The sequence below is a fragment of the uncultured Roseobacter sp. genome (assembly GCF_947495025.1).
Lineage (GTDB): Bacteria > Pseudomonadota > Alphaproteobacteria > Rhodobacterales > Rhodobacteraceae > Roseobacter.
In genome coordinates this window covers 210568-228712 of record NZ_CANLXG010000003.1, presented here as the reverse complement: position 1 = coordinate 228712, position 18145 = coordinate 210568, and the positions used below count along the sequence as shown (strand labels likewise).

The following is an 18145-nucleotide window of genomic DNA, read 5'->3' as shown; positions in this document are numbered from 1 at the left end:
GTTTGCCGGCGTGTTTGGATGAACGCTAGCCGCTGAGGTGCGGAAAAATCAAGGTATTGTGCTGTTCAGGCACTGTTCACGACCCGAAACTGTTGCGGATGAGCCGCGCTTTTCGGAGCCGTTCGGGCGTACGGACCGGTCCGGGAAAGCATCAGATCGGGCAGTCGGCGCAACAGCTGGCGGCGACCGCCTGCGGCGTAATAGCTGCCGGGTAACTGGCTGGAGTTGAGCAGAAAACTGCGAAAAGCGGCATAGAGTGCCCGGTCGGGTGCCGGCTGTTCAGCGAAAAAGCGGGCGAGGGGTATGCGCGACACAAGCCCCGGCTTGTCGTAAATGGCCGTGCCGCTGAGATGCAGCGGCAGCCCGCGCCACAACGCCTGATGCCCGGCAGTGGAGTTCACGGTGACGGCGCTGCGGGCTTCATCGAGTAAGGGACCCAGCTTGCCGCCGTTCACAAAATGCACCCGGTTCCGGATGCCACGGGCACGTGCCAGCCGGTCGATATCCCGCCGCAGGGGCGCACGGCCGTCTTCGAGCGGATGGGCCTTGAAAACAAGGTGATGATGACGCGGTGCACCATGTGCAAAACCGTCGACGACCTCCCGGAGATACTGGAACTGGCGGCGGTAGGGCGAATGCGCCAGAAACGAGCTGTCATGCTCGAGTTGCAAGAGGACGGTATGGTAGGCAAAACCGCCGCGGCGGATACGCCAGGTCGCCAGCCGACGTTGCAGACCGTGCAGTGGCATCAGAAAAAACCGTTTCGCAAAGAGTCTGCATTCGCGTGAAACCGGCAGGCTTCGGTGCGGTCGAAACCCGGCATAAGTCTGGTTCGCGAACATGACCAACCAATGATAAACAGCGCCATAAAAGATGTGCTGGCGCATATCGCCCCAGTGACAGGGTGGCGCAGGCTGTCGCTGTGTTTCGGTCCCCTGGTCTGCCAAGATATCATGTGGCGACAGATCCATCAGAGCCGAATTTCCGTTTGACCCGTCACGCTCATAGCTGATCCACCACGGCCGCAGGTATCCCTCTTCAAAGACGTGGACACACAGCCCGGCGGTCTTTGCGGCTGCAACGGCGTCGGCGTGAATGGGGCGTGTGTCGCCGTAAAGTACCAGATCTGTGACGCCATGGTGCCTCAGCAGTTCCGGAACGGCGACTTTCCAGTCACCGGCTGATCTGCGCCAGGGGATATATTCTGTGCGCCGCGGCCAGAATACACGATCACCGCTGTTGAAACCCACGCGGATGACCCGGGCACCGGAGGCCGTCAGGCTGCGCGCAAGCTGGCCGAAGAAGGGGCCGTGCGGTCCCTGAAGGAACATGAAAACGCGATCGCTTGCAGTTGGAGTGTGCATCGCCTTCAGGCCTTTTCTGCCGGCGCCGCCGGTTGCGCGCGTTGCGACAGACTAGGACGATGAACCGGCGGCAGCAAGCCGCAGGGCTTGCCAGGCCCTGACCGCACCGCTAGGTCAGGGCAGAGACTTCACAGGGGCATGAAATGTTCACCGGAATCATCACCGATATCGGCACAATCACCGAAACCGTGCAGGAAGGCGATCTGCGCGCGCGCATCAGCACCGCTTACGATACCGCGGCTATTGATATGGGGGCCTCGATCGCGTCGGACGGCGTCTGCCTGACGGTCGTGGCCCTTGGCCCGGACTGGTACGAAGTGCAGATCAGCGCTGAGACGGTCAGCAGGACCAATCTGACCGCATGGACGCCTGGCAAACGGGTGAACCTGGAACGGGCCCTGCGTGTGGGCGACGAGCTTGGCGGACATATCGTGTCCGGTCATGTGGACGGGGTCGCAGAGGTCGTCTCTGTAACCGAAGAGGGCGACAGTACCCGTGTTGTTCTGCATGCGCCCGCTGAGCTTGCAAAATTCATCGCACCCAAAGGGTCGGTTGCCCTGAATGGTACCTCGCTGACCGTAAACGAAGTGGACGGGCAGGAATTCGGGATCAACTTTATCCCGCATACCAAAGTCGCGACCACGTGGGGTGATGTGGCCGTCGGTGACCAGGTCAATCTGGAGATCGACACACTGGCCCGTTACGTTGCGCGCCTTGCGGAAATGCACAGCGTCTGATCGCGCTGGCATCTGGTCAACTGCGGGCGGCTGGTCTAAAGCCATGCTCAGGATATCAGAGGCCAGGTGATCCATGAGTTTTGAAACCCCGGGACCCGTCGAGCAGACGCTGCGCGCCAGCATCTCGCCGATCCAGGACATTATCGAAGACGCGCGCCAGGGGCGCATGTTCATTCTTGTTGATCACGAGGACCGCGAGAACGAAGGCGACCTGGTCATTCCGGCGCAGTTTGCGGATGCCGCGGCGGTGAATTTTATGGCCTTGCACGGGCGGGGCCTGATCTGTCTGCCGATGGAAGCTGCGCGGATCGATACGCTGGGCCTGCCGATGATGGCGGTCAACAACTCCTCGCGTCACGAAACGGCGTTTACAGTCTCCATCGAAGCGCGCGAGGGCGTCAGCACCGGGATTTCCGCGGGTGACCGCGCGCTGACCATCGCAACAGCCATTGACGAGGAAAAAGGCCAGGCGGATATCGCTACACCTGGCCATGTGTTTCCGCTCCGGGCACGCGATGGTGGTGTGCTCATGCGCGCAGGCCATACCGAGGCTGCCGTGGATATCAGCCGGCTCGCCGGGTGTCATCCGTCGGGCGTGATCTGCGAGATCATGAAGCCCGACGGTGATATGGCACGCCTGCCTGACCTTGTGGAATTCGCCGCAGCGCACGGGCTGAAGATCGGCACCATCAGCGACCTGATCGCCTATCGCCTCAAGCACGACAATCTGCTGCAGCAGCGGGCCAGCCGGATGGTCACCTCGGCTTATGGTGGCGAATGGCACATGCGGGTTTTTGCGGACAAGATCACCGGCACCGACCATGTGATGCTCTCCAAGGGGGATATCACAACCGATGAGCCGGTGCTGGTGCGCACGCATGCGCTGAACGCGCTGGAGGATGTGCTGGGCCTGGGCCCGGGGCCTTCGGATGAGCTGCCCCGCGCCATGCAGATTATTGCAGACGAGGGCAGGGGTGCTGTGCTTCTGTTCCGTGAACCGCACCCCCGTCTGCGGCTGGATGACGATGATGAAGACGGACCCCGTACAATCAAACGTACCGGCGTTGGCGCGCAGATCATGTCAACCATGGGGCTGACGGATCTGGTGCTGCTGACCGACAGCCCGCAAACCAGATACACAGGCCTTGAGGCCTATAACCTGAGCATCGTGGGCACGCGCCCGATTTCCGAGGACTGATCAATGGCTGCGAGTGAACAACATTACACGCCCGACCTGCCGGCTTTCGACAAGCCTGTGAAACTGCTTATCGTGGTGGCCCCCTATTACAGGGACATCGCGGATAACCTCGTTGCAGGCGCCAAAGCAGAGATCGAGGCAGCGGGCGGGACATGGGAAATCGTTGAGATGCCCGGTGCGCTTGAGGTCCCGACAGCCATTGGCATTTCTGACCGGCGCAGCAATTTTGACGGCTACGTTGCGCTGGGATGTGTCATCCGGGGAGAGACAACCCACTATGAGACAGTCTGCAATGACAGTTCGCGTGCTCTTCAGCTGCTCGGACTGCAGGGCCTGTGCATCGGCAATGGTATTCTGACGGTTGAGAACCGCGCGCAGGCAGAAGTGCGTGCAGACCCTGAGGGGCAAAACAAGGGGGGCGGTGCTGCTGCGGCGGCCTTGCATCTTGTGGCCCTCAGCCGTAAGTGGGGCGCCCAGACCAAAGGCATCGGTTTCAGACCCGGCAGCGAAAGCTATCAGGTCGCCGGTGATACAGACGGATCCCGGACGACATGACATCTGCCCACGGCAATCTATCCGGCAATCAACGCCGCAAAATGAAATCAGCCGCGCGCCTTTATGCGGTTCAGGCTCTGTTCCAGATGGAGCAGTCTGAACAGACCGTGGATGCGGTCCAGCGCGAGTTTCTCGACCACCGTTTTGGTGCGGTGTACGAGGGCGAGGAGATGCTGGACGGCGACATGGACCTGTTTTCCGACGTAATGGAACAGGCCGTCAACTACCAGGCCCCCATAGACCAGATGACAGACCGGGCGCTGGTGGCAAAATGGCCGATCGCACGGATAGACCCGACGCTCCGTGCCCTGTTCCGTGCTGCAGGCGCCGAACTGCGCGGCAAAACCGCGCCGCCCAGAGTGGTGATCACCGAATATGTCGATGTCGCGCGCGCGTTCTTTCCCGAAGGCCGGGAGCCGCGGTTTGTCAACGCTGTACTGGATCACATGGCGCGTGAGGCGCAGCCTGACGCTTTTGACGGTACAGCCTGACGCGCTATCTGCCTTTATGAAACAGACCGTATCCGGGAGACAGCCATGCCACGTGTCGTTCGCCTGTATCTTTTCAGCGCGCTGACGGGATTTGCGGCTGCCGGTGTATTCGTTGCCCTCGTGCTGTGGTTCAACATTGGCAATCTGTGGCATCTTGTATCGGGTTCGGACATGGCCTTTATGGCTGTCGCTGTGTTCTGGATACTCAATGGAATCGTTTTCTCGGGCGTGCAGTTTGCCTGGGGTATTACGGCCGCCGCGGCTGCCAGTGACGACACCTGAGGGGGAACCTGTCCTTTTTATCGCAACTTCTGGTGTAATGAAGCCTGCCACCTGCGCAAAGTGTCGCGGAATTCACAATTTGGAAAGGTATGCACTGGACAATCCAGGTCCAGATGCCATCTTATTTGCAAAGGAGATGGGTAATGTTTGAATTTCTTGCGCGTATGATCGACCGGCTCTTTGCCCGCCCACAGCACGACGAACTGCTGATACCGGTGCGCGTCGAACAGAAAAGACATCCGCTTAACAGACGCTGAAGCGTCCGGTTATCCAGTATACGGGTCTGGCGGAAGCGACGGGCCCGCTGTAACCGTTTGGTTCTTTGTTCCCGAGGACCTGTATATACAGGTGGGCGCCAGGTAACCTGACCAGGGCCAGGACAGAGCCAACTCCCTCGGATTTGCTTAAGGCCACTGGAACGTAACCAGTCACGAGAGAAGCAGCACCCGTCTGAAGAGTACTTAGGCAGCATCTGCCCCCGGGGCAATAGCCACAGACCACCGGTGACAAGAATATTCTTGCGTGATGTTCACGTAATGTTCATATTTCCCTGATGGTGCACGACGATCTGAAAATCTTTCAACCCGGACAATTACTGGCGCGTGGTACGGCGCGCCTTTTGTCCAGCTATGGTTTCGTCAGTGTTGAGGAGCTTGTGCCTGCGCGCGGGCTGCGTGTGGATGTCATCGGCCTTGGCCCGTCGGGCGAAATCTGGATTGTTGAATGCAAGTCATCCCGGGCAGATTTTTGTTCCGACAGAAAGTGGTCAGGCTACCTCGAATGGTGCGACCGGTTCTTCTGGGCGGTCGACGAGAATTTTCCGACCGATCTGCTGCCAGAGGAAACCGGTCTTATCATCGGTGACGCCTATGGGGCGGAAGTGATCCGCATGGGACCCGAAACACGGCTCAAAGCGCCGCGCCGCAAGGTGCTGACCCACAAAATCGCCACAACAGCAGCACGGCGGCTGCACGCCCTTCGTGACCCGGACATGGAAAGCCAGCGCGGTTAATTGCGTCCGCCGGACGCGCGCCGTGCGCGGGCCGCAGCAGCTGAAATTTCCTCGGCAATCTCCTCGGCGTCGTCGGGGGCAAAATCCATAGGAATTTCAACGCCGTCCGCTTCGACGTAAATCCGCACCATGCCCTTGTCTGTAGGCCCGATCTGGAGGTTTGCCTCAATGTCGCGTTCTGTGTCGATACCCATCGGTGCACTCCTTTTCAGCGTGGCAGCATCGCTACCCCGCAGGTTCTTGAAACGCAAGACAGATTGCTGTCTTCTGCTGCCATGATGCAGCCGGGTATCAGACTCTTTTCGCCAGCAGACCGTGACTGGCTCGTTGAACAGCATGCGGTGCATTATGCGCGCGATGAGGGTTTCGACAGCAGCTTTGGCGCTCTGGTTGCCGGCATTCTGGATGAATTCATCGCCGGACATGACGAGACTTGCGAACGTGGCTGGATTGCCTGCAATGGTGATCAAAGACTGGGGTCAGTGTTCTGCGTCAGGCTCTGCGATACAACCGCCAAACTGCGTCTGTTCCTGCTCGTTCCAGAGGCGCGAGGGCACGGACTGGGACGACGGCTTCTGGAGGTATGTATGGAGTTTGCGCAGGCGCGTGGGTATGCGGGGATGCAGCTCTGGACCCATGAAAGTCATGTTGCTGCCTGCGCGCTCTATCGCAACCGCGGCTGGCAGCTCGGGAGTGCCGTGCCTGTACATTCTTTCGGGCAGGATCTGGTCGAGCAGAGCTGGACATATCAGTTTTAAGCCTCTTGCAATCTTTGGGAGCGAGCGATAAATCCGGAGCAGTGCCGCCTTAGCTCAGTTGGTTAGAGCGCCTGATTGTGGATCAGGAGGTCCCCCGTTCAAGCCGGGGAGGTGGTACCACCCCTCACTGCACCCTGTTGTAAATCGCCCTCTTCGGACCGGCAGCTCTGGTGCTGCCCGCACGAAAAGGTCCGCTGCCGGAGCAACGGACCTTTCCCAACAAGATACTGGTTACCAAACGCCGGTCGTCAGCCCGAGAAGCCGCCCGACTGACCACCGCCAGAAGAGCCGGACCCACCGTTACCGCCGCCGCTGCCGTCATCGTCGCCGGACGAGCCGCCGCCGTTACCGCCGCCAAAGCCCCCTCCGGTGCCGGGCTCGCCGCCGTCACCCTCGGGGCTCTCGGGGCCATTATCGCCCGGCGTCTCTCCGGATGGACCGCTCTCAGGTGCACCACCTTCGGGACCACCGGTGTCTGCAGGTGTTTTTTCAGGCTCCGGCCGGCCACGCTCTTCGCTTTCGTTGCCGCGCTCTTCGCTGGCCAGCTGAAGACCATCGTCCGGTGTTGGGAAGGTTGTGCCGGACCGGCCAGCTGCAGCAACAAAGCTTACCTCAATACCCGGACAGGCTTCTACCAGCCGGTCGATCAGCTCTTCGCCGTTCTTACGATCGAGGAGGTAGGCGGTGTAGGTATAGTCAATGCGGTCAAACCAGCAGTCTTCGTCCCGTGTCAGATCGAGGACGTTCTGTAGCTGCGCGTCCCGCGTTATGACCGAAGAATTGGTTTGCGCACAGGCCGACAGTAACACTGCAGCTGTGAGTGCGGCGGGTACAACAATGAACCTTTTACCAGACATGACTTACTCCCAGAGTGCGCCCCCACCCCGGAAAACCGGCCGCTGCTCCCTCACAAACACGAGGAAAGTCAGCGACCGTGCCATGTTTGTGCCACATTGCCGCCCAGATTTCATTCCATTTCAGCCATTGTCTCTGGCAGGTAACCAATGGCGCGAGGCTGTCGTGACTGTTGAAACAGACATGGTTAAGTATGCGCCTGAACGGGACAAACCGTTTGCTTCAGCGTATCTGTTGCCTGTCTGAAAACCGGTTGAATCGCCGGAAATCCACCCAATCGGGGCGGAAACGTGGCAGGAAACCGTCTTTAGTAAAATTTGATTCGGTTTGGACCGGACTGTTCCCGGGCTGCAGCTTCAGTCAGTGATTGCGATGCTCTGGCGCAGGCTGCCTGTCACACGGTCGTAAATCAGAATGCGGTTATCCGTCGTCACGACCGCAAACCAGCTGTCGCCCCGGGTAAAGGCCCGGGCTGTCGCGCCGTCCGGCAGTGTGATCGTTTCAGGCAAAGGTGGCGGGTGGTCATAGAAGCGGATGACAATCAGCGCAATGATCAGTAGAACTCCTCCGATCATCGTGGCAGTCAGCACCGTCACCAAACGTCTCAGAAACCGGAGGTTCGCAGGTTCTGCGGTATTCCCGCCCGGTTGTGTCTCAGGATTTTCCATGCCGCTTCGTCAGATCCGTTTCACCATCGACGATATGCCGCCGCCGCGTCTTGATAAAGCGCTGGCGCGGGATGTGCCAGAGGAGGCGCATCTGTCCCGTTCGCGGCTGGCAAAGCTGCTGGCAGAGGGCGCTGTGCGTGTGGACGGCGTTGTGGTTCAGGACGCCAGGGCCCGTGCAACCGCGGGTGCTGCCATTGAGATCAGTGTCGAGGAGGCGCAGGAGAGCCATATCCTGCCACAGGATATTCCGCTGGATGTCGTATATGAGGACGGCGATCTGATTGTGATCAACAAGCCGGCGGGGATGGTCGTGCATCCCGCGCCCGGTTCGCCGGATGGTACGCTTGTCAATGCGCTTCTGGCGCATTGCGGCGCGGACCTTTCCGGGGTGGGGGGCATGAAACGCCCGGGTATCGTGCACAGGATTGACAAGGATACGTCAGGGCTGCTGGTCGTTGCCAAAACGGATCTGGCCCACCAGAGCCTTGCCGCTCAGTTCGAGGCCCACACTGTGGAGCGTTATTACCGGGCGCTGGTATACGGTGTGCCGGATGCCAGTGACCCGCGCCTTCGCGGCATAAGGGGAACCAGTTTTGAGCCAGGGAACATTCTGAAGCTGACAACACGTCTGGCGCGGCACAAAACCGACCGCCAGCGCCAGGCAGTGCTGTTTGATACCGGTCGTCACGCTGTGACCCGTGCCAGAACGGTCGAACGGTTTGGCACGCCGCCTTGTCTGGCCCTTATGGAGTGCTGGCTGGAAACCGGGCGCACCCATCAGATCCGCGTTCACATGGCCCATGCCGGTCATGCGCTTGTTGGTGATCCGACCTATGGCGGGCGCCGGAAACTGCCCGCCAAGGCGCTTTCGGAAGCTGCGACAGAGGCAATCCGTCAGTTTCCGCGACAGGCACTGCATGCTGCGGTTCTGGGCTTTGAGCACCCGGTCAGCGGTGAAAACGTCCGGTTTGAGGCTGACACACCGCCAGACATGGCTGATCTGATCGAAACTGCACGTCTGCCCCTGAAATAAAGCGCAAACCTGCGTGAACGCACGGCCACGTGAGGTGTTAACAGGTGCGCTCTGTGTCAGTGTTTTCTTAACCGGATGCACATAGTGTTCCCGTTAACATTTTGTTCGCATCTCTTCTTGAACTGATCGGTTCAGACACCATATAGATGTTAAGCTGGTAAACATTGGGAGGCTCCCATGGCAAATTACGCAAATCTGCCCGCACCGACACCCGAAGGCGGTCTCAACCGCTATATGCAGGAAATCCGCAAGTTCCCTCTGCTGGAGCCTGAGGAGGAATACATGCTGGCCAAGCGCTGGGTCGAGGAGCAGGATACCGAAGCGGCACACCGCATGGTCACGTCGCACCTGCGTCTGGCGGCCAAAATTGCGATGGGATACCGCGGCTATGGTCTGCCGCAGGCCGAGGTGATTTCTGAAGCCAATGTGGGGCTCATGCAGGCCGTGAAACGGTTCGATCCTGAAAAGGGTTTCCGCCTTGCGACCTATGCGATGTGGTGGATCCGTGCGTCGATCCAGGAATACATCCTGCGTTCGTGGAGTCTGGTAAAGCTGGGCACAACCTCGGGCCAGAAGAAACTGTTTTTCAACCTGCGCAAGGCCAAGAGTAAGATCGGCGCGCTGGAAGAGGGTGATCTGCACCCCGACAACGTCAAACGCATCGCGACCGATCTGGGCGTGACCGAAGCCGAAGTGATTTCGATGAACCGCCGGATGTCCGGTGGGGACGCATCGCTGAACGCGACCGTCGGAACCGAAGGCGAGGGTGCCATGCAATGGCAGGACTGGCTGGAAGACGAGGACGCAGATCAGGCCACGGACTATGAGGAAAAAGATGAGCTGATCGCGCGGCGTGAACTGCTGGCCGAGGCCATGGGCGTGCTGAATGACCGCGAAAAGGACATTCTGACCCAGCGGCGTCTGTCAGACGAGACCATCACACTCGAAGACCTCAGCGCCGAATATAATGTAAGCCGTGAACGCATCCGTCAGATCGAGGTGCGTGCATTTGAGAAACTGCAGAAGAAAATGCGGGATCTCGCGCGCGAAAAGGGTATGCTGTCGACCGCCTGACCGGCCGGACTTGACGAAATATGACACCTGCCTGCATCCTTGCAGGCAGGTTTTTCTTTGCCGGGGGCATTATGGCTGGTGGCTGGGCGCGTGATGGCGCCGTAAACGAACAGATCGAGGCGTCCGTAAGCGATGAGCTGGCGCGGATGAAGGCGCGCCGCGTGCCTGTCGGCGAAAGCCTCACCCATTGTGCCGAATGCGATGAGCCAATCCCCGAGGCCCGCCGTGCGGCATTGCCGGGTGTCAAACTCTGCATCGACTGTATGCAGGAAAAGGACAGCAGGTATAAAGTCCGGGGCGGTATCAACCGTCGTGGCTCCAAAGACAGCCAGCTCAGATAAGATCAGACGTCGCTGCGGTTTTCCGTTCGCACAGGCCCGTGCGACCCGTTAGTGTGAGCGCAAACACTCCGGGAGATCACACATGGAAACCGTTAACTGGGGCATTCTGGGCGCGGCCAACTTTGCCGCAAATCATATGGGGCCGGCGATCCACGCAGCGCGCGGCGCGCATCTGGCCGCCCTTGGCACGTCTGATCCTGCAAAGGCCGCACCGTTTTCGGAGTTTGCCCCCGGGCTGACCGTACATGACAGCTATGATGCGGTGCTGGCAGATCCGGGCATCGACGCGGTCTATATTCCGCTTCCCAACCATCTGCACGTGGAATGGTCGCTCAGGGCGCTTGACGCCGGAAAACATGTGCTTTGCGAAAAGCCGATGACCTTGCAGGCGGATCAGTTCGATGAGCTGACTGAGGCACGCGACAAGAGCGGTCTGCTTGCCGCCGAGGCCTTTATGATCGTGCATCACCCCCAGTTTGTGCGCGCGAAAGAGCTTGTGGCTGAGGGTGCTATTGGCGCAGTCCGGCACGTTGATGCGGTCTTTTCATATTATAACGCGGATACCGGAAATATCCGCAACCAGGCAGCGGCAGGCGGCGGCGGACTGCCGGATATCGGTGTTTATACGTTTGGTGCTGCGCGTTTTGTGATGGGCGAGGAGCCGGAAGAGGTGCCCTTTGCGCATATTGACTACGAAAACGGCGTTGACACCTTCGTGCAGATGGCCGCGCGGTTTCCGTCGTTTACCTATTCTGCGCTGGTCTCGATGCGGCTCTTTAACCGCCAGGAAGTCGTATTTCACGGGGACAAGGGCGTTCTGCGGGTCACATGCCCGTTCAATGCCGGCGTGTTCGATCAGGCGGAGATATCTGTGGAAACAGGCGGGCAGGCGCGCCGTATCGAGCGGTTCCCAGGCGTCAATCAGTACGTGCTGCAGGTCGAGGCTTTTTGCCGGTCCGTACAGACCGGCGCGCCCTATGCGTGCCCGCTTGAATTCTCAAAGGGCACGCAGGCAATGATGGATATGACGTTTGCGGCCGCGAAGGCGGGGCGTTAGCCCTCCATCGCTTCCAGCTCGTCGATAAAGCCCGAGATCATGCTCAGACCCTTGTCCCAGAACGCGGGGTCTGAGGCATCAAGCCCGAAGGGTGCCAGCAGTTCCTTGTGGTGCTTTGACCCTCCCGCTTTGAGCATCTCGAAGTATTTGTCTTCAAAGCCGTCATCGCCCTCGGCATAGACCGCATAGAGCGCGTTCACGAGACCATCGCCAAACGCATAGGCGTAGACGTAAAACGGCGAGTGCACGAAGTGCGGGATATAGGCCCAGAAGGTCTCATAGCCGTCCATGAATTCAAATGCCGGGCCGAGGCTTTCGGCCTGAACGCTCATCCACAGCGCGTTGATGTCATCGGGTGTCAGTTCGCCACCGCGCCGCGCCTCGTGCAGTTTGCACTCAAAGTCGTAGAATGCGATCTGCCGGACCACGGTATTGATCATATCCTCGACCTTGCCCGCCAGCATCACTTTGCGCTGCGCATCGCTCTCCGCACCATCCAGCATTTTGCGGAAGGTCAGCATTTCGCCAAAGACGCTTGCTGTTTCCGCGAGGGTCAGGGGCGTGGAAGAGAGCATTTCGCCCTGTTCTGCGGCCAGAACCTGGTGCACACCGTGGCCCAGTTCGTGCGCCAGTGTCATCACATCGCGCGGTTTGCCGAGGTAGTTCAGCATCACATAGGGATGCACGTCCGTCACTGTCGGATGCGCGAAAGCACCCGGTGCCTTGCCCGGCTTCACGCCTGCGTCGATCCAGCCGTCTGAGAAAAACGGCGCGGCGATTTCGCCCATACGCGGGTCAAAAGCGTTATAGGCATCCATCACGGTCTTTTCGGCCTGATCCCAGCCGACAATCGCGTTGTCTTCCATCGGCAGCGGCGCGTTGCGGTCCCAGACCTGCATCACATCGAGCCCGAGCCATTTGCGTTTGAGCTCATAATAGCGGTGACCGAGCCTGGGGTAGGCGCTGACAACCGCGTTGCGCAGTGCCTCGACCACTTCGGGTTCGACCTGGTTGCTCAGGTGGCGCCCGGTCTGGGGCGTCTCCATGCCGCGCCAGCGGTCCATGATCTCTTTCTCTTTGGCCTGCGTGTTGTGCACGCGGGCAAAGGTTTTGATATTGCTGCCGAAAACATCCGCCAGTTCGCGTGCTGCGGCTTCGCGCTTTGCGCGGTCCGTGTCCGTCAGCAGGTTAAGCGTGCCTTCGATATTCAGGGGCTCGCCGTCCACCTCGAATTCCAGCCCGGCGATGGTTTCGTCAAAAAGCCTTTCCCAGGCATCCCCGACGACACCGAGATCGTGCAGGAATTTCTCCATTTCGTCACTGAGCTGATACGGTTTCATCGCGCGGATGCGGTCAAACACCGGTTTGTAGCGGGCCAGGTCCGCATTCTGCGCATAGAGCCCGTCCAGATGGTCATCGTCGAGGCGGTTGATCTCGAGCGTGAAAAATACCAGCGGCGTGGTGAAATTGGTGATCTTTTCCTGATGGTCGGACATGAATTTGGCGCGTCCGGCATCGGTGGTCAGCTGATAGTACCGCAGGCCGGCGTAGGACATGATCCGTCCGGCGACCTGGTTGATCTTTTCCTGTCGCAGCACACAGTCCAGAAATCCGGGAGCGTCCAGATCAGCGAGCTTACCCTCGTAATCCGCTGCAAAACTGCTGCAGGCCTGCTCCAGCCAGTCCAGGTCCCGCTTCAGCTCCGGTGCGTCCTCGCCGGCATAAAGGTCGTCGAGGTTCCATTCGGGCAGGTCGCCCAGCGGAGCGGCAGCGCCGGATGCATTTGCGTCGCGGACAGGGAAGGGCAGGTGAAACATGGGCGGTCCTCATCAGTGTTTCGTCTTAGGTAAGGTGCTGCTCCGCGCGGGGCAAGCAGCCAGGCCAGGATCAGGTGTCAAAACCGAAAAGCCGTGCGGGGTTTTCCACCAGAATGCGCTGGCGTGTGGCATCGTCCGGCACCACCCGGTCAAAGGCGTCGAGCAGGTCTGCCCCTTCGGGCATGCCGGCACCGGCCAGCATCAGGTGCGGCCAGTCAGAGCCCCAGAGGCAACGTTCCGGGTTGGCGGCAATCAACGCTGCGACCAGCGCGTCAGTCGCCGCGTAGGGCGCATCGCACATGCGGTAGACAGCCGACAGTTTCACCCAGACCTGCCCGTCGGCAAGCAGCGCACAGAGCGCCTGAAAACCCTCGGAGGCAACGGTCAGCCCGTCCGCCGGCCAGCCGATGTGGTCAAAAACCACGTCCGTCGGCAGTTGTCTGACATCATCCGCGATTTCGGCAAGATGACGGTCGGCGTGGGCCAGCATCTGGATATGCAACCCTCTGTCCGCCAGCGCGGGTGCCATTCTGCGCGCGCCATCCCACGTCAGCACACCACCGTGCACATAGTTGAGACGCACAGCCGACATATTCCGGTCGGCAAAATCGTCCATCTGCGCCTGTGTCGCCCCGTCCGGCAGCAGGCCCACGCCGCGAAATCCGGGGCCCATGCGACGCACAGCCTCGAAGGTGACGTCGTTTTCTGTGCCGTGCAGGATCGAATGAACGATCACGCCGCGCGTGAACCCAAGGGTGTCGAGGTGCGTGCGGTAGATACCCAGCCATTCGTCAAAAGTGATGCCATGCACCGGATCCTCCACGCGCCCGTCCCAAAGGGGGTACTCGCCGGAGGCGGTGACAATGTGCACATGGGTGTCGCAGGCACCCGGGGGTGCCGTTTTGCGTGGTGCGCGGGCGGCGGGCGGCATACCAGCCATGGGTTTCCGGGGTTCAGCCATAGATACGCAGCATGTCCTTCAGATCGTCCAGAGTGTTCGCTTCCTGCAGCGGTTTGTCCTTGCGCCATCGCGACATGCGCGGGAACCGCAGCGCCACGCCTGATTTGTGGCGCGGGCTTTCCTGGATGCCCTCAAACGCAATTTCAAACACGTGGTGCGGTGTCACCTGACGCACGGGACCAAAGCGTTGCAAGGTGTTTTTACGCACCCACGCGGTAATTTCGCGGAATTCGGCGTCTGTCAGGCCAGAGTATGCCTTGGTGAAGGGCACCAGATCGTTGCCGCTGCGCACCGCAAAGGTGAAATCCGTGAACAGATTGGCGCGCCTGCCATGCCCTGACTGTGCATAGATCATCACCGCGTCGATGGTCAGCGGGTCCAGTTTCCATTTCCACCAGTCGCCTTTTTTCCGGCCCGCGAGATAGGGACTGTCCGCGCGTTTGAGCATCAGGCCTTCGGCCTGTTCCGCGCGGGCGTCGGCGCGCAGATCGGCCAGCACGTCCCAGCTGTCGAAATCCAGTTGCGGTGACAGGCGCACCGGGGCCTCGGGGGGCAGGTCACTGCAGGCGTTTTCCAGCAGCGCGCGGCGCGTGGCAAAAGGTGTCTCGCGCAGGTCCTGGCCCCCCCACTCAAGAAGGTCATAGGCGTGCAGGACCACCGGGGCCTCCGCCAGCAGTTTTTTCGGCACGGTTTTGCGTCCGATCCGCTTTTGCAGGGCGTTAAAGCTGGCCGGGCTGTCAGAGGCTGCTTTCCAGACCAGCAGCTCGCCATCAAGCACCGTGCCGTCGGGGAGGTAGTCGCAGGCCCGCGCAAGTTCGGGAAAGCGGTCGGTCATCAGTTCTTCGCCGCGCGACCAGACAAAATACTGCCCGTCACGCAGGATGAGCTGGCCACGGATCCCGTCCCATTTCCATTCGGCGCGCCAGTCATCGGTCGCGCCCAGATCCTCCGGCGTGCCTTCGAGCGCATAGGCGAGATAAAAGGGATAGGGCCGTGAAGCATCTGCGCCGGGGTCGTCCGCTTCAATGAGAGCGTCCCAGGATGTTGTGTCGGGCTGCCAGTTTCCCATCAGCCGGTGCGCAAGTTCGGCCTCTGACCGGCCGGTAGCACGCGCGAGGGCGCGGGTCATAAGCTTCTGACTGACGCCCATCCGAAATCCACCGGTGATCAGCTTGTTGAAAAGAAAGCGTTCTGTGCCGCCCAGTGTGGTCCAGGCCTCTTCGACAAAAGTACGGCGCGCGTCCTCATCGGCATCGGACAGGGCCCGCAGATCGGTGATCCACGCCGCAAGTGGCCGGTCGTCGCGTGTTTCGGCAGGGGGCAGAACAAGCGCGATGGTTTCGGCAAGGTCGCCCACAATCGGATAGCATTCCTCAAAGAGCCAGAGGGGGATGCCTGCCATTTCCGCCCCCCATTCTCGCAGCCGTGTGGTGGTGACGGCACGCCTGGGGCGCCGGCCTGAAAACAGGGCAATCGTCCACAGACGATCCTGTTCCGGGGCTTCGGCAAAATAGCGCGCCAGCGCATCGACCTTGACCGTTGTCTTTGTGCTCTGATCGATGGCACTGAAGAGGTCTGCAAAGCGCTTCATGCCTCGTCCTCCGGGTCCGCAGCATCGTCACCAAATTCCGTTGGCACGATCTGCGCGTTCCAGCCGTTTTCGTTCAGGTATCGGCTGAAAATCTCGGTATAGCCATGGGTTACATAGATATTTTCCGCGCCGGTCTCCCGGATCGCGCCGAGCAGTCCCGTCCAGTCTGCGTGGTCTGAAATGACAAAACCACGGTCTCCTGCTCGCCGGCGGCGTACACCGCGCAACTGCATCCAGCCGCTGGCAAAAGCGCTTTCCTGTGGCCCGAAGCGGCGCGCCCAGGCACTGCCAAGCGCCGAAGGTGGAGCGAGCACTATTGCCCCGGGATGGTCTTTTGGCCTGATGTCGGCGGTTGCCTGAACTGTTTCAGGCAGCACTATGCCCTGTTCGCGCAGGACCCGGTTGGTTGCTTCGACCGCGCCGTGGGTCAGAATGGGACCAATACCGGCGTCGAGCAGGGTCAGCAGGCGCTGTGCCTTGCCAAGCGCATAGGCCCCCAGAAAAGCGGTCTTGCCGGCCCGGGCGCAGCCGGCCCACCAGTCGTTGATCTGTTGTGCCACGTTCTTTTGTGGCTGCCAGTTAAACACCGGCAGGCCAAAAGTGGATTCGGTGATAAAATGCTGACAGCGCACGGGTTCGAAAGCCTCGGACAGGCCATCTGCTTCGGTTTTGTAGTCGCCCGAGGCGACCCATACCTCTCCGCCAGCCTCGACACGTATCTGCGCGGACCCGGGCACGTGGCCCGCGGGATGAAAGGAAACCCTGGCGTCATTGATGATGATCTGTTCGCCAAAGGCTGTTCCCTGGGCGCTTATGCTGCCGAGCCTGTGCCGCATGACGGGCAGGGCGGCGTGGGTTGCGAGATAGCTTCCGTGACCCGGGCGCGCGTGGTCAGCGTGACCATGGGTTATCAGCGCACGGTCTACGGGCCGCCAGGGATCGATATAAAAGTTCCCGGCAGCACAGTAGATGCCCTTGTCAGTAAAAGTGAGAACCGGTTCCCGCGCCATACAGGCTAACCTAGCAACCGGAACGGAATTTCCCAGACCTCAGGGGCCGGCGCCTGTACTGAAATGCGCCGCAATGCGGTCAAACAGAGGGCCGGTGACCTCGGCGCTTTCCATCAGTACCTCATGCTCGCCCGGATCGACGGTTTCAGTTTCGCCGCGTGGCCAGGCGGCCATCCGGTTGTGGATCGCGGGAACATCAACAATGCGTTCGTTACTGCCCACGAACGTCAGACAGGGGATTCCCGGCGAGGGTCTGCCCGCGAGGTGGCTGGTTTCGTGCAGGGCCTCGCGCAGCCAGACATAACTGGGACCACCCAGTGCCAGTTCAGGATGCGCCACCAGCTGCTGGCGCATGATCTCAAACTGATCCGGATCGCGGGTCAGCAGGTTGTTGTCAAAGCCGTCCACAAGAACGTGGTGCTCAGTCTTTGTGCCCGGCGGCAGGCGGTGCCCCTGGCCGATGGCCGGCATGACATGGCCCAGAGCTTTCGCAAAAGGCCGGATGTGTGGCTTCATGTAGATGCCCCACATAGGACCGGAGAACGTGACGGCGCGCACACCGAGCCCTTCCATTGCTGCACGCAGCCCGATGGCACCACCCATGGAGTGCGCAAGCAGATAGAGTGGACGGGGCAGGCCCAGCTGGCGGACAACACGTATCAGTGCAGCCACGTCTTTCTGGTAGTCTGTAAAGCTTTCGACATGCCCGATCAGCGGATCGTCCAGCAACCTGTCTGACAGGCCCTGGCCGCGCCAGTCGATCGCGGCAGAGGCGAGGCCACGGTCAGCGAAAGCGCTGGCCACCTGGCCATACTTTTCGATGAATTCAGTGCGCCCGGGGAATATCAGGACAGTGCCACGGGCACTGGACAACGGCCAGTGCCCCACCCGTATCCGTCGTCCGTCGCCCGCGGATACCCAGTGTGCCACCCCATCAGCAGGACCATGACTGATGTCCGTAAAAAACGGGGCGGCGCTGAGTTCCATCAGGCCAGTGCCGACGCCAGTTGCATTGCCATGCCCATGTCACCGTCGACCTTGAGTTTGCCGGACATAAAAGCAGAGGTCGGGTTGGTGTCACCCTCGAGGATCGAGCGGAAGGTATCTGCGTCAGCACTCAGTGTGACATCGGCAGGTTCGTCAGCGGCGCGGGCGCCGGATGCATCGATCATCACGGCCCCTTCGCCGGTGATATCGAACTTGGCGGTGCCGCCGAAATCGGCGCCGCTCATCTTTTCGTTCAGTGCTGCAACGGCTTGGTCTACGATATCGCTCATTTGTGAGGCCCTTTTGCCCTGTGGCGCACGCCGGGGTCTGGATTTGCCGGCCGCGCCTGTTACA

At 60.4% G+C, this 18145-nt stretch carries 21 protein-coding genes and 1 tRNA gene; 12 read left to right on the top strand and 10 right to left on the bottom strand.

Annotation, left to right across the window (positions count from 1 at the left end; all coding sequences use genetic code 11):
• Window positions 1-65: 65 nt before the first annotated feature.
• Window positions 66-1331 carry a capsule biosynthesis protein CapA gene (locus Q0792_RS15295; RefSeq protein ID WP_298842614.1) on the bottom strand — a complete coding sequence of 422 codons (1266 nt, stop codon included), beginning with the start codon at window positions 1329-1331 and terminating at the stop codon, window positions 66-68.
• A gap of 176 nt (window positions 1332-1507) precedes the next feature.
• Between Q0792_RS15295 and Q0792_RS15290 the strand changes: the two genes are divergently transcribed.
• The 6 genes from Q0792_RS15290 to Q0792_RS15265 all read left to right on the top strand — a co-directional run bounded on the left by Q0792_RS15290 (window position 1508) and on the right by Q0792_RS15265 (window position 5639).
• Complete coding sequence (locus tag Q0792_RS15290) at window positions 1508-2101, top strand: riboflavin synthase (RefSeq protein WP_298842611.1); 594 nt, start codon at window positions 1508-1510, stop codon at window positions 2099-2101.
• A gap of 73 nt (window positions 2102-2174) precedes the next feature.
• The gene (ribB, locus tag Q0792_RS15285) at window positions 2175-3299 is read left to right on the top strand and encodes a 3,4-dihydroxy-2-butanone-4-phosphate synthase (protein WP_298842608.1); all 1125 of its coding nucleotides are present in this window, start codon (window positions 2175-2177) and stop codon (window positions 3297-3299) included.
• Between the two features lie 3 nt (window positions 3300-3302).
• Window positions 3303-3854, top strand: a complete 552-nt coding sequence (locus Q0792_RS15280) for a 6,7-dimethyl-8-ribityllumazine synthase (protein WP_298842605.1) — start codon at window positions 3303-3305, stop codon at window positions 3852-3854.
• Window positions 3851-4345 carry a transcription antitermination factor NusB gene (gene nusB / locus Q0792_RS15275; RefSeq protein WP_298842602.1) on the top strand — a complete coding sequence of 165 codons (495 nt, stop codon included), beginning with the start codon at window positions 3851-3853 and terminating at the stop codon, window positions 4343-4345. Before Q0792_RS15280 ends, nusB begins: the two co-directional genes overlap by 4 nt.
• Window positions 4346-4390: 45 nt before the next feature.
• Window positions 4391-4627, top strand: a complete 237-nt coding sequence (locus Q0792_RS15270; RefSeq protein WP_298842598.1) for a hypothetical protein — start codon at window positions 4391-4393, stop codon at window positions 4625-4627.
• A 553-nt stretch (window positions 4628-5180) separates the two neighbouring features.
• Complete coding sequence (locus Q0792_RS15265) at window positions 5181-5639, top strand: MmcB family DNA repair protein (protein ID WP_298842596.1); 459 nt, start codon at window positions 5181-5183, stop codon at window positions 5637-5639.
• Here the strand turns inward: Q0792_RS15265 and Q0792_RS15260 are convergent.
• Window positions 5636-5833, bottom strand: a complete 198-nt coding sequence (locus tag Q0792_RS15260) for a DUF6324 family protein (RefSeq protein WP_298842593.1) — start codon at window positions 5831-5833, stop codon at window positions 5636-5638. The genes Q0792_RS15265 and Q0792_RS15260 overlap by 4 nt on opposite strands.
• Before the next feature lie 81 nt (window positions 5834-5914).
• On the opposite strand from Q0792_RS15260, the gene Q0792_RS15255 reads away from it, so the two are divergent.
• Together Q0792_RS15255 and Q0792_RS15250 are read left to right on the top strand one after the other, a co-directional pair.
• On the top strand, window positions 5915-6397 hold the full coding sequence (locus Q0792_RS15255) for a GNAT family N-acetyltransferase (RefSeq protein ID WP_298843819.1): 483 nt from the start codon (window positions 5915-5917) through the stop codon (window positions 6395-6397).
• A 43-nt stretch (window positions 6398-6440) separates the two neighbouring features.
• Window positions 6441-6517 (top strand) — tRNA-His (locus Q0792_RS15250).
• A 128-nt stretch (window positions 6518-6645) separates the two neighbouring features.
• Here Q0792_RS15250 and Q0792_RS15245 read toward each other — a convergent pair.
• Together Q0792_RS15245 and Q0792_RS15240 are read right to left on the bottom strand one after the other, a co-directional pair.
• A complete protein-coding gene (locus tag Q0792_RS15245; RefSeq protein WP_298842590.1) occupies window positions 6646-7254 on the bottom strand; it encodes a hypothetical protein in 609 nt (202 codons plus the stop codon).
• 354 nt (window positions 7255-7608) lie between these two features.
• Window positions 7609-7920 carry a DUF6476 family protein gene (locus tag Q0792_RS15240; RefSeq protein ID WP_298842587.1) on the bottom strand — a complete coding sequence of 104 codons (312 nt, stop codon included), beginning with the start codon at window positions 7918-7920 and terminating at the stop codon, window positions 7609-7611.
• On the opposite strand from Q0792_RS15240, the gene Q0792_RS15235 reads away from it, so the two are divergent.
• The 4 genes from Q0792_RS15235 to Q0792_RS15220 all read left to right on the top strand — a co-directional run bounded on the left by Q0792_RS15235 (window position 7919) and on the right by Q0792_RS15220 (window position 11425).
• Complete coding sequence (locus Q0792_RS15235; RefSeq protein ID WP_298842585.1) at window positions 7919-8953, top strand: RluA family pseudouridine synthase; 1035 nt, start codon at window positions 7919-7921, stop codon at window positions 8951-8953. The two genes, Q0792_RS15240 and Q0792_RS15235, sit on opposite strands and share 2 nt — an antisense overlap.
• A 177-nt stretch (window positions 8954-9130) precedes the next feature.
• A complete protein-coding gene (gene rpoH / locus Q0792_RS15230) occupies window positions 9131-10027 on the top strand; it encodes an RNA polymerase sigma factor RpoH (protein WP_298842583.1) in 897 nt (298 codons plus the stop codon).
• Between the two features lie 71 nt (window positions 10028-10098).
• On the top strand, window positions 10099-10368 hold the full coding sequence (locus Q0792_RS15225) for a DksA/TraR family C4-type zinc finger protein (RefSeq protein ID WP_298843817.1): 270 nt from the start codon (window positions 10099-10101) through the stop codon (window positions 10366-10368).
• 82 nt (window positions 10369-10450) lie between these two features.
• Window positions 10451-11425, top strand: a complete 975-nt coding sequence (locus tag Q0792_RS15220; protein WP_298842580.1) for a Gfo/Idh/MocA family oxidoreductase — start codon at window positions 10451-10453, stop codon at window positions 11423-11425.
• Here Q0792_RS15220 and Q0792_RS15215 read toward each other — a convergent pair.
• The 6 genes from Q0792_RS15215 to Q0792_RS15190 form a co-directional block, all read right to left on the bottom strand.
• Window positions 11422-13242, bottom strand: coding sequence for a M3 family oligoendopeptidase (locus Q0792_RS15215; protein ID WP_298842577.1), 1821 nt, complete (start codon window positions 13240-13242; stop codon window positions 11422-11424). The two genes, Q0792_RS15220 and Q0792_RS15215, sit on opposite strands and share 4 nt — an antisense overlap.
• Window positions 13243-13312: 70 nt before the next feature.
• Window positions 13313-14203 (bottom strand): amidohydrolase, encoded by an 891-nt coding sequence (locus tag Q0792_RS15210; RefSeq protein WP_298842575.1) that lies wholly within the window; start codon window positions 14201-14203, stop codon window positions 13313-13315.
• Complete coding sequence (locus Q0792_RS15205) at window positions 14196-15794, bottom strand: ATP-dependent DNA ligase (protein WP_298842572.1); 1599 nt, start codon at window positions 15792-15794, stop codon at window positions 14196-14198. The genes Q0792_RS15210 and Q0792_RS15205 overlap by 8 nt, the downstream gene beginning before the upstream one ends.
• Entirely contained in the window at window positions 15791-16804 is a 1014-nt protein-coding gene (locus Q0792_RS15200) for a ligase-associated DNA damage response exonuclease (RefSeq protein WP_298842569.1), read from the bottom strand. The genes Q0792_RS15205 and Q0792_RS15200 overlap by 4 nt, the downstream gene beginning before the upstream one ends.
• A 39-nt stretch (window positions 16805-16843) precedes the next feature.
• Window positions 16844-17791, bottom strand: coding sequence for an alpha/beta fold hydrolase (locus Q0792_RS15195; protein WP_298842566.1), 948 nt, complete (start codon window positions 17789-17791; stop codon window positions 16844-16846).
• Window positions 17791-18081 (bottom strand): SCP2 sterol-binding domain-containing protein, encoded by a 291-nt coding sequence (locus Q0792_RS15190; protein ID WP_298842564.1) that lies wholly within the window; start codon window positions 18079-18081, stop codon window positions 17791-17793. The genes Q0792_RS15195 and Q0792_RS15190 overlap by 1 nt, the downstream gene beginning before the upstream one ends.
• Window positions 18082-18145: the final 64 nt, after the last annotated feature.

Coding starts and splice junctions, on each gene's coding strand:
- Q0792_RS15225 (WP_298843817.1), top strand. CDS start 10,099: ATGGCTGGTGGCTGGGCGCGTGATGGCGCCGTAAACGAACAGATCGAG.
- Q0792_RS15270 (WP_298842598.1), top strand. CDS start 4,391: ATGCCACGTGTCGTTCGCCTGTATCTTTTCAGCGCGCTGACGGGATTT.
- Q0792_RS15255 (WP_298843819.1), top strand. CDS start 5,915: ATGATGCAGCCGGGTATCAGACTCTTTTCGCCAGCAGACCGTGACTGG.
- Q0792_RS15200 (WP_298842569.1), bottom strand. CDS start 16,804: ATGGCGCGGGAACCGGTTCTCACTTTTACTGACAAGGGCATCTACTGT.
- Q0792_RS15205 (WP_298842572.1), bottom strand. CDS start 15,794: ATGAAGCGCTTTGCAGACCTCTTCAGTGCCATCGATCAGAGCACAAAG.
- Q0792_RS15245 (WP_298842590.1), bottom strand. CDS start 7,254: ATGTCTGGTAAAAGGTTCATTGTTGTACCCGCCGCACTCACAGCTGCA.
- Q0792_RS15265 (WP_298842596.1), top strand. CDS start 5,181: ATGGTGCACGACGATCTGAAAATCTTTCAACCCGGACAATTACTGGCG.
- rpoH (WP_298842583.1), top strand. CDS start 9,131: ATGGCAAATTACGCAAATCTGCCCGCACCGACACCCGAAGGCGGTCTC.
- Q0792_RS15210 (WP_298842575.1), bottom strand. CDS start 14,203: ATGGCTGAACCCCGGAAACCCATGGCTGGTATGCCGCCCGCCGCCCGC.
- Q0792_RS15220 (WP_298842580.1), top strand. CDS start 10,451: ATGGAAACCGTTAACTGGGGCATTCTGGGCGCGGCCAACTTTGCCGCA.
- Q0792_RS15190 (WP_298842564.1), bottom strand. CDS start 18,081: ATGAGCGATATCGTAGACCAAGCCGTTGCAGCACTGAACGAAAAGATG.
- Q0792_RS15290 (WP_298842611.1), top strand. CDS start 1,508: ATGTTCACCGGAATCATCACCGATATCGGCACAATCACCGAAACCGTG.
- Q0792_RS15240 (WP_298842587.1), bottom strand. CDS start 7,920: ATGGAAAATCCTGAGACACAACCGGGCGGGAATACCGCAGAACCTGCG.
- ribB (WP_298842608.1), top strand. CDS start 2,175: ATGAGTTTTGAAACCCCGGGACCCGTCGAGCAGACGCTGCGCGCCAGC.
- Q0792_RS15295 (WP_298842614.1), bottom strand. CDS start 1,331: ATGTTCCTTCAGGGACCGCACGGCCCCTTCTTCGGCCAGCTTGCGCGC.
- Q0792_RS15215 (WP_298842577.1), bottom strand. CDS start 13,242: ATGTTTCACCTGCCCTTCCCTGTCCGCGACGCAAATGCATCCGGCGCT.
- Q0792_RS15235 (WP_298842585.1), top strand. CDS start 7,919: ATGCCGCTTCGTCAGATCCGTTTCACCATCGACGATATGCCGCCGCCG.
- Q0792_RS15195 (WP_298842566.1), bottom strand. CDS start 17,791: ATGGAACTCAGCGCCGCCCCGTTTTTTACGGACATCAGTCATGGTCCT.
- Q0792_RS15280 (WP_298842605.1), top strand. CDS start 3,303: ATGGCTGCGAGTGAACAACATTACACGCCCGACCTGCCGGCTTTCGAC.
- Q0792_RS15260 (WP_298842593.1), bottom strand. CDS start 5,833: ATGGGTATCGACACAGAACGCGACATTGAGGCAAACCTCCAGATCGGG.
- nusB (WP_298842602.1), top strand. CDS start 3,851: ATGACATCTGCCCACGGCAATCTATCCGGCAATCAACGCCGCAAAATG.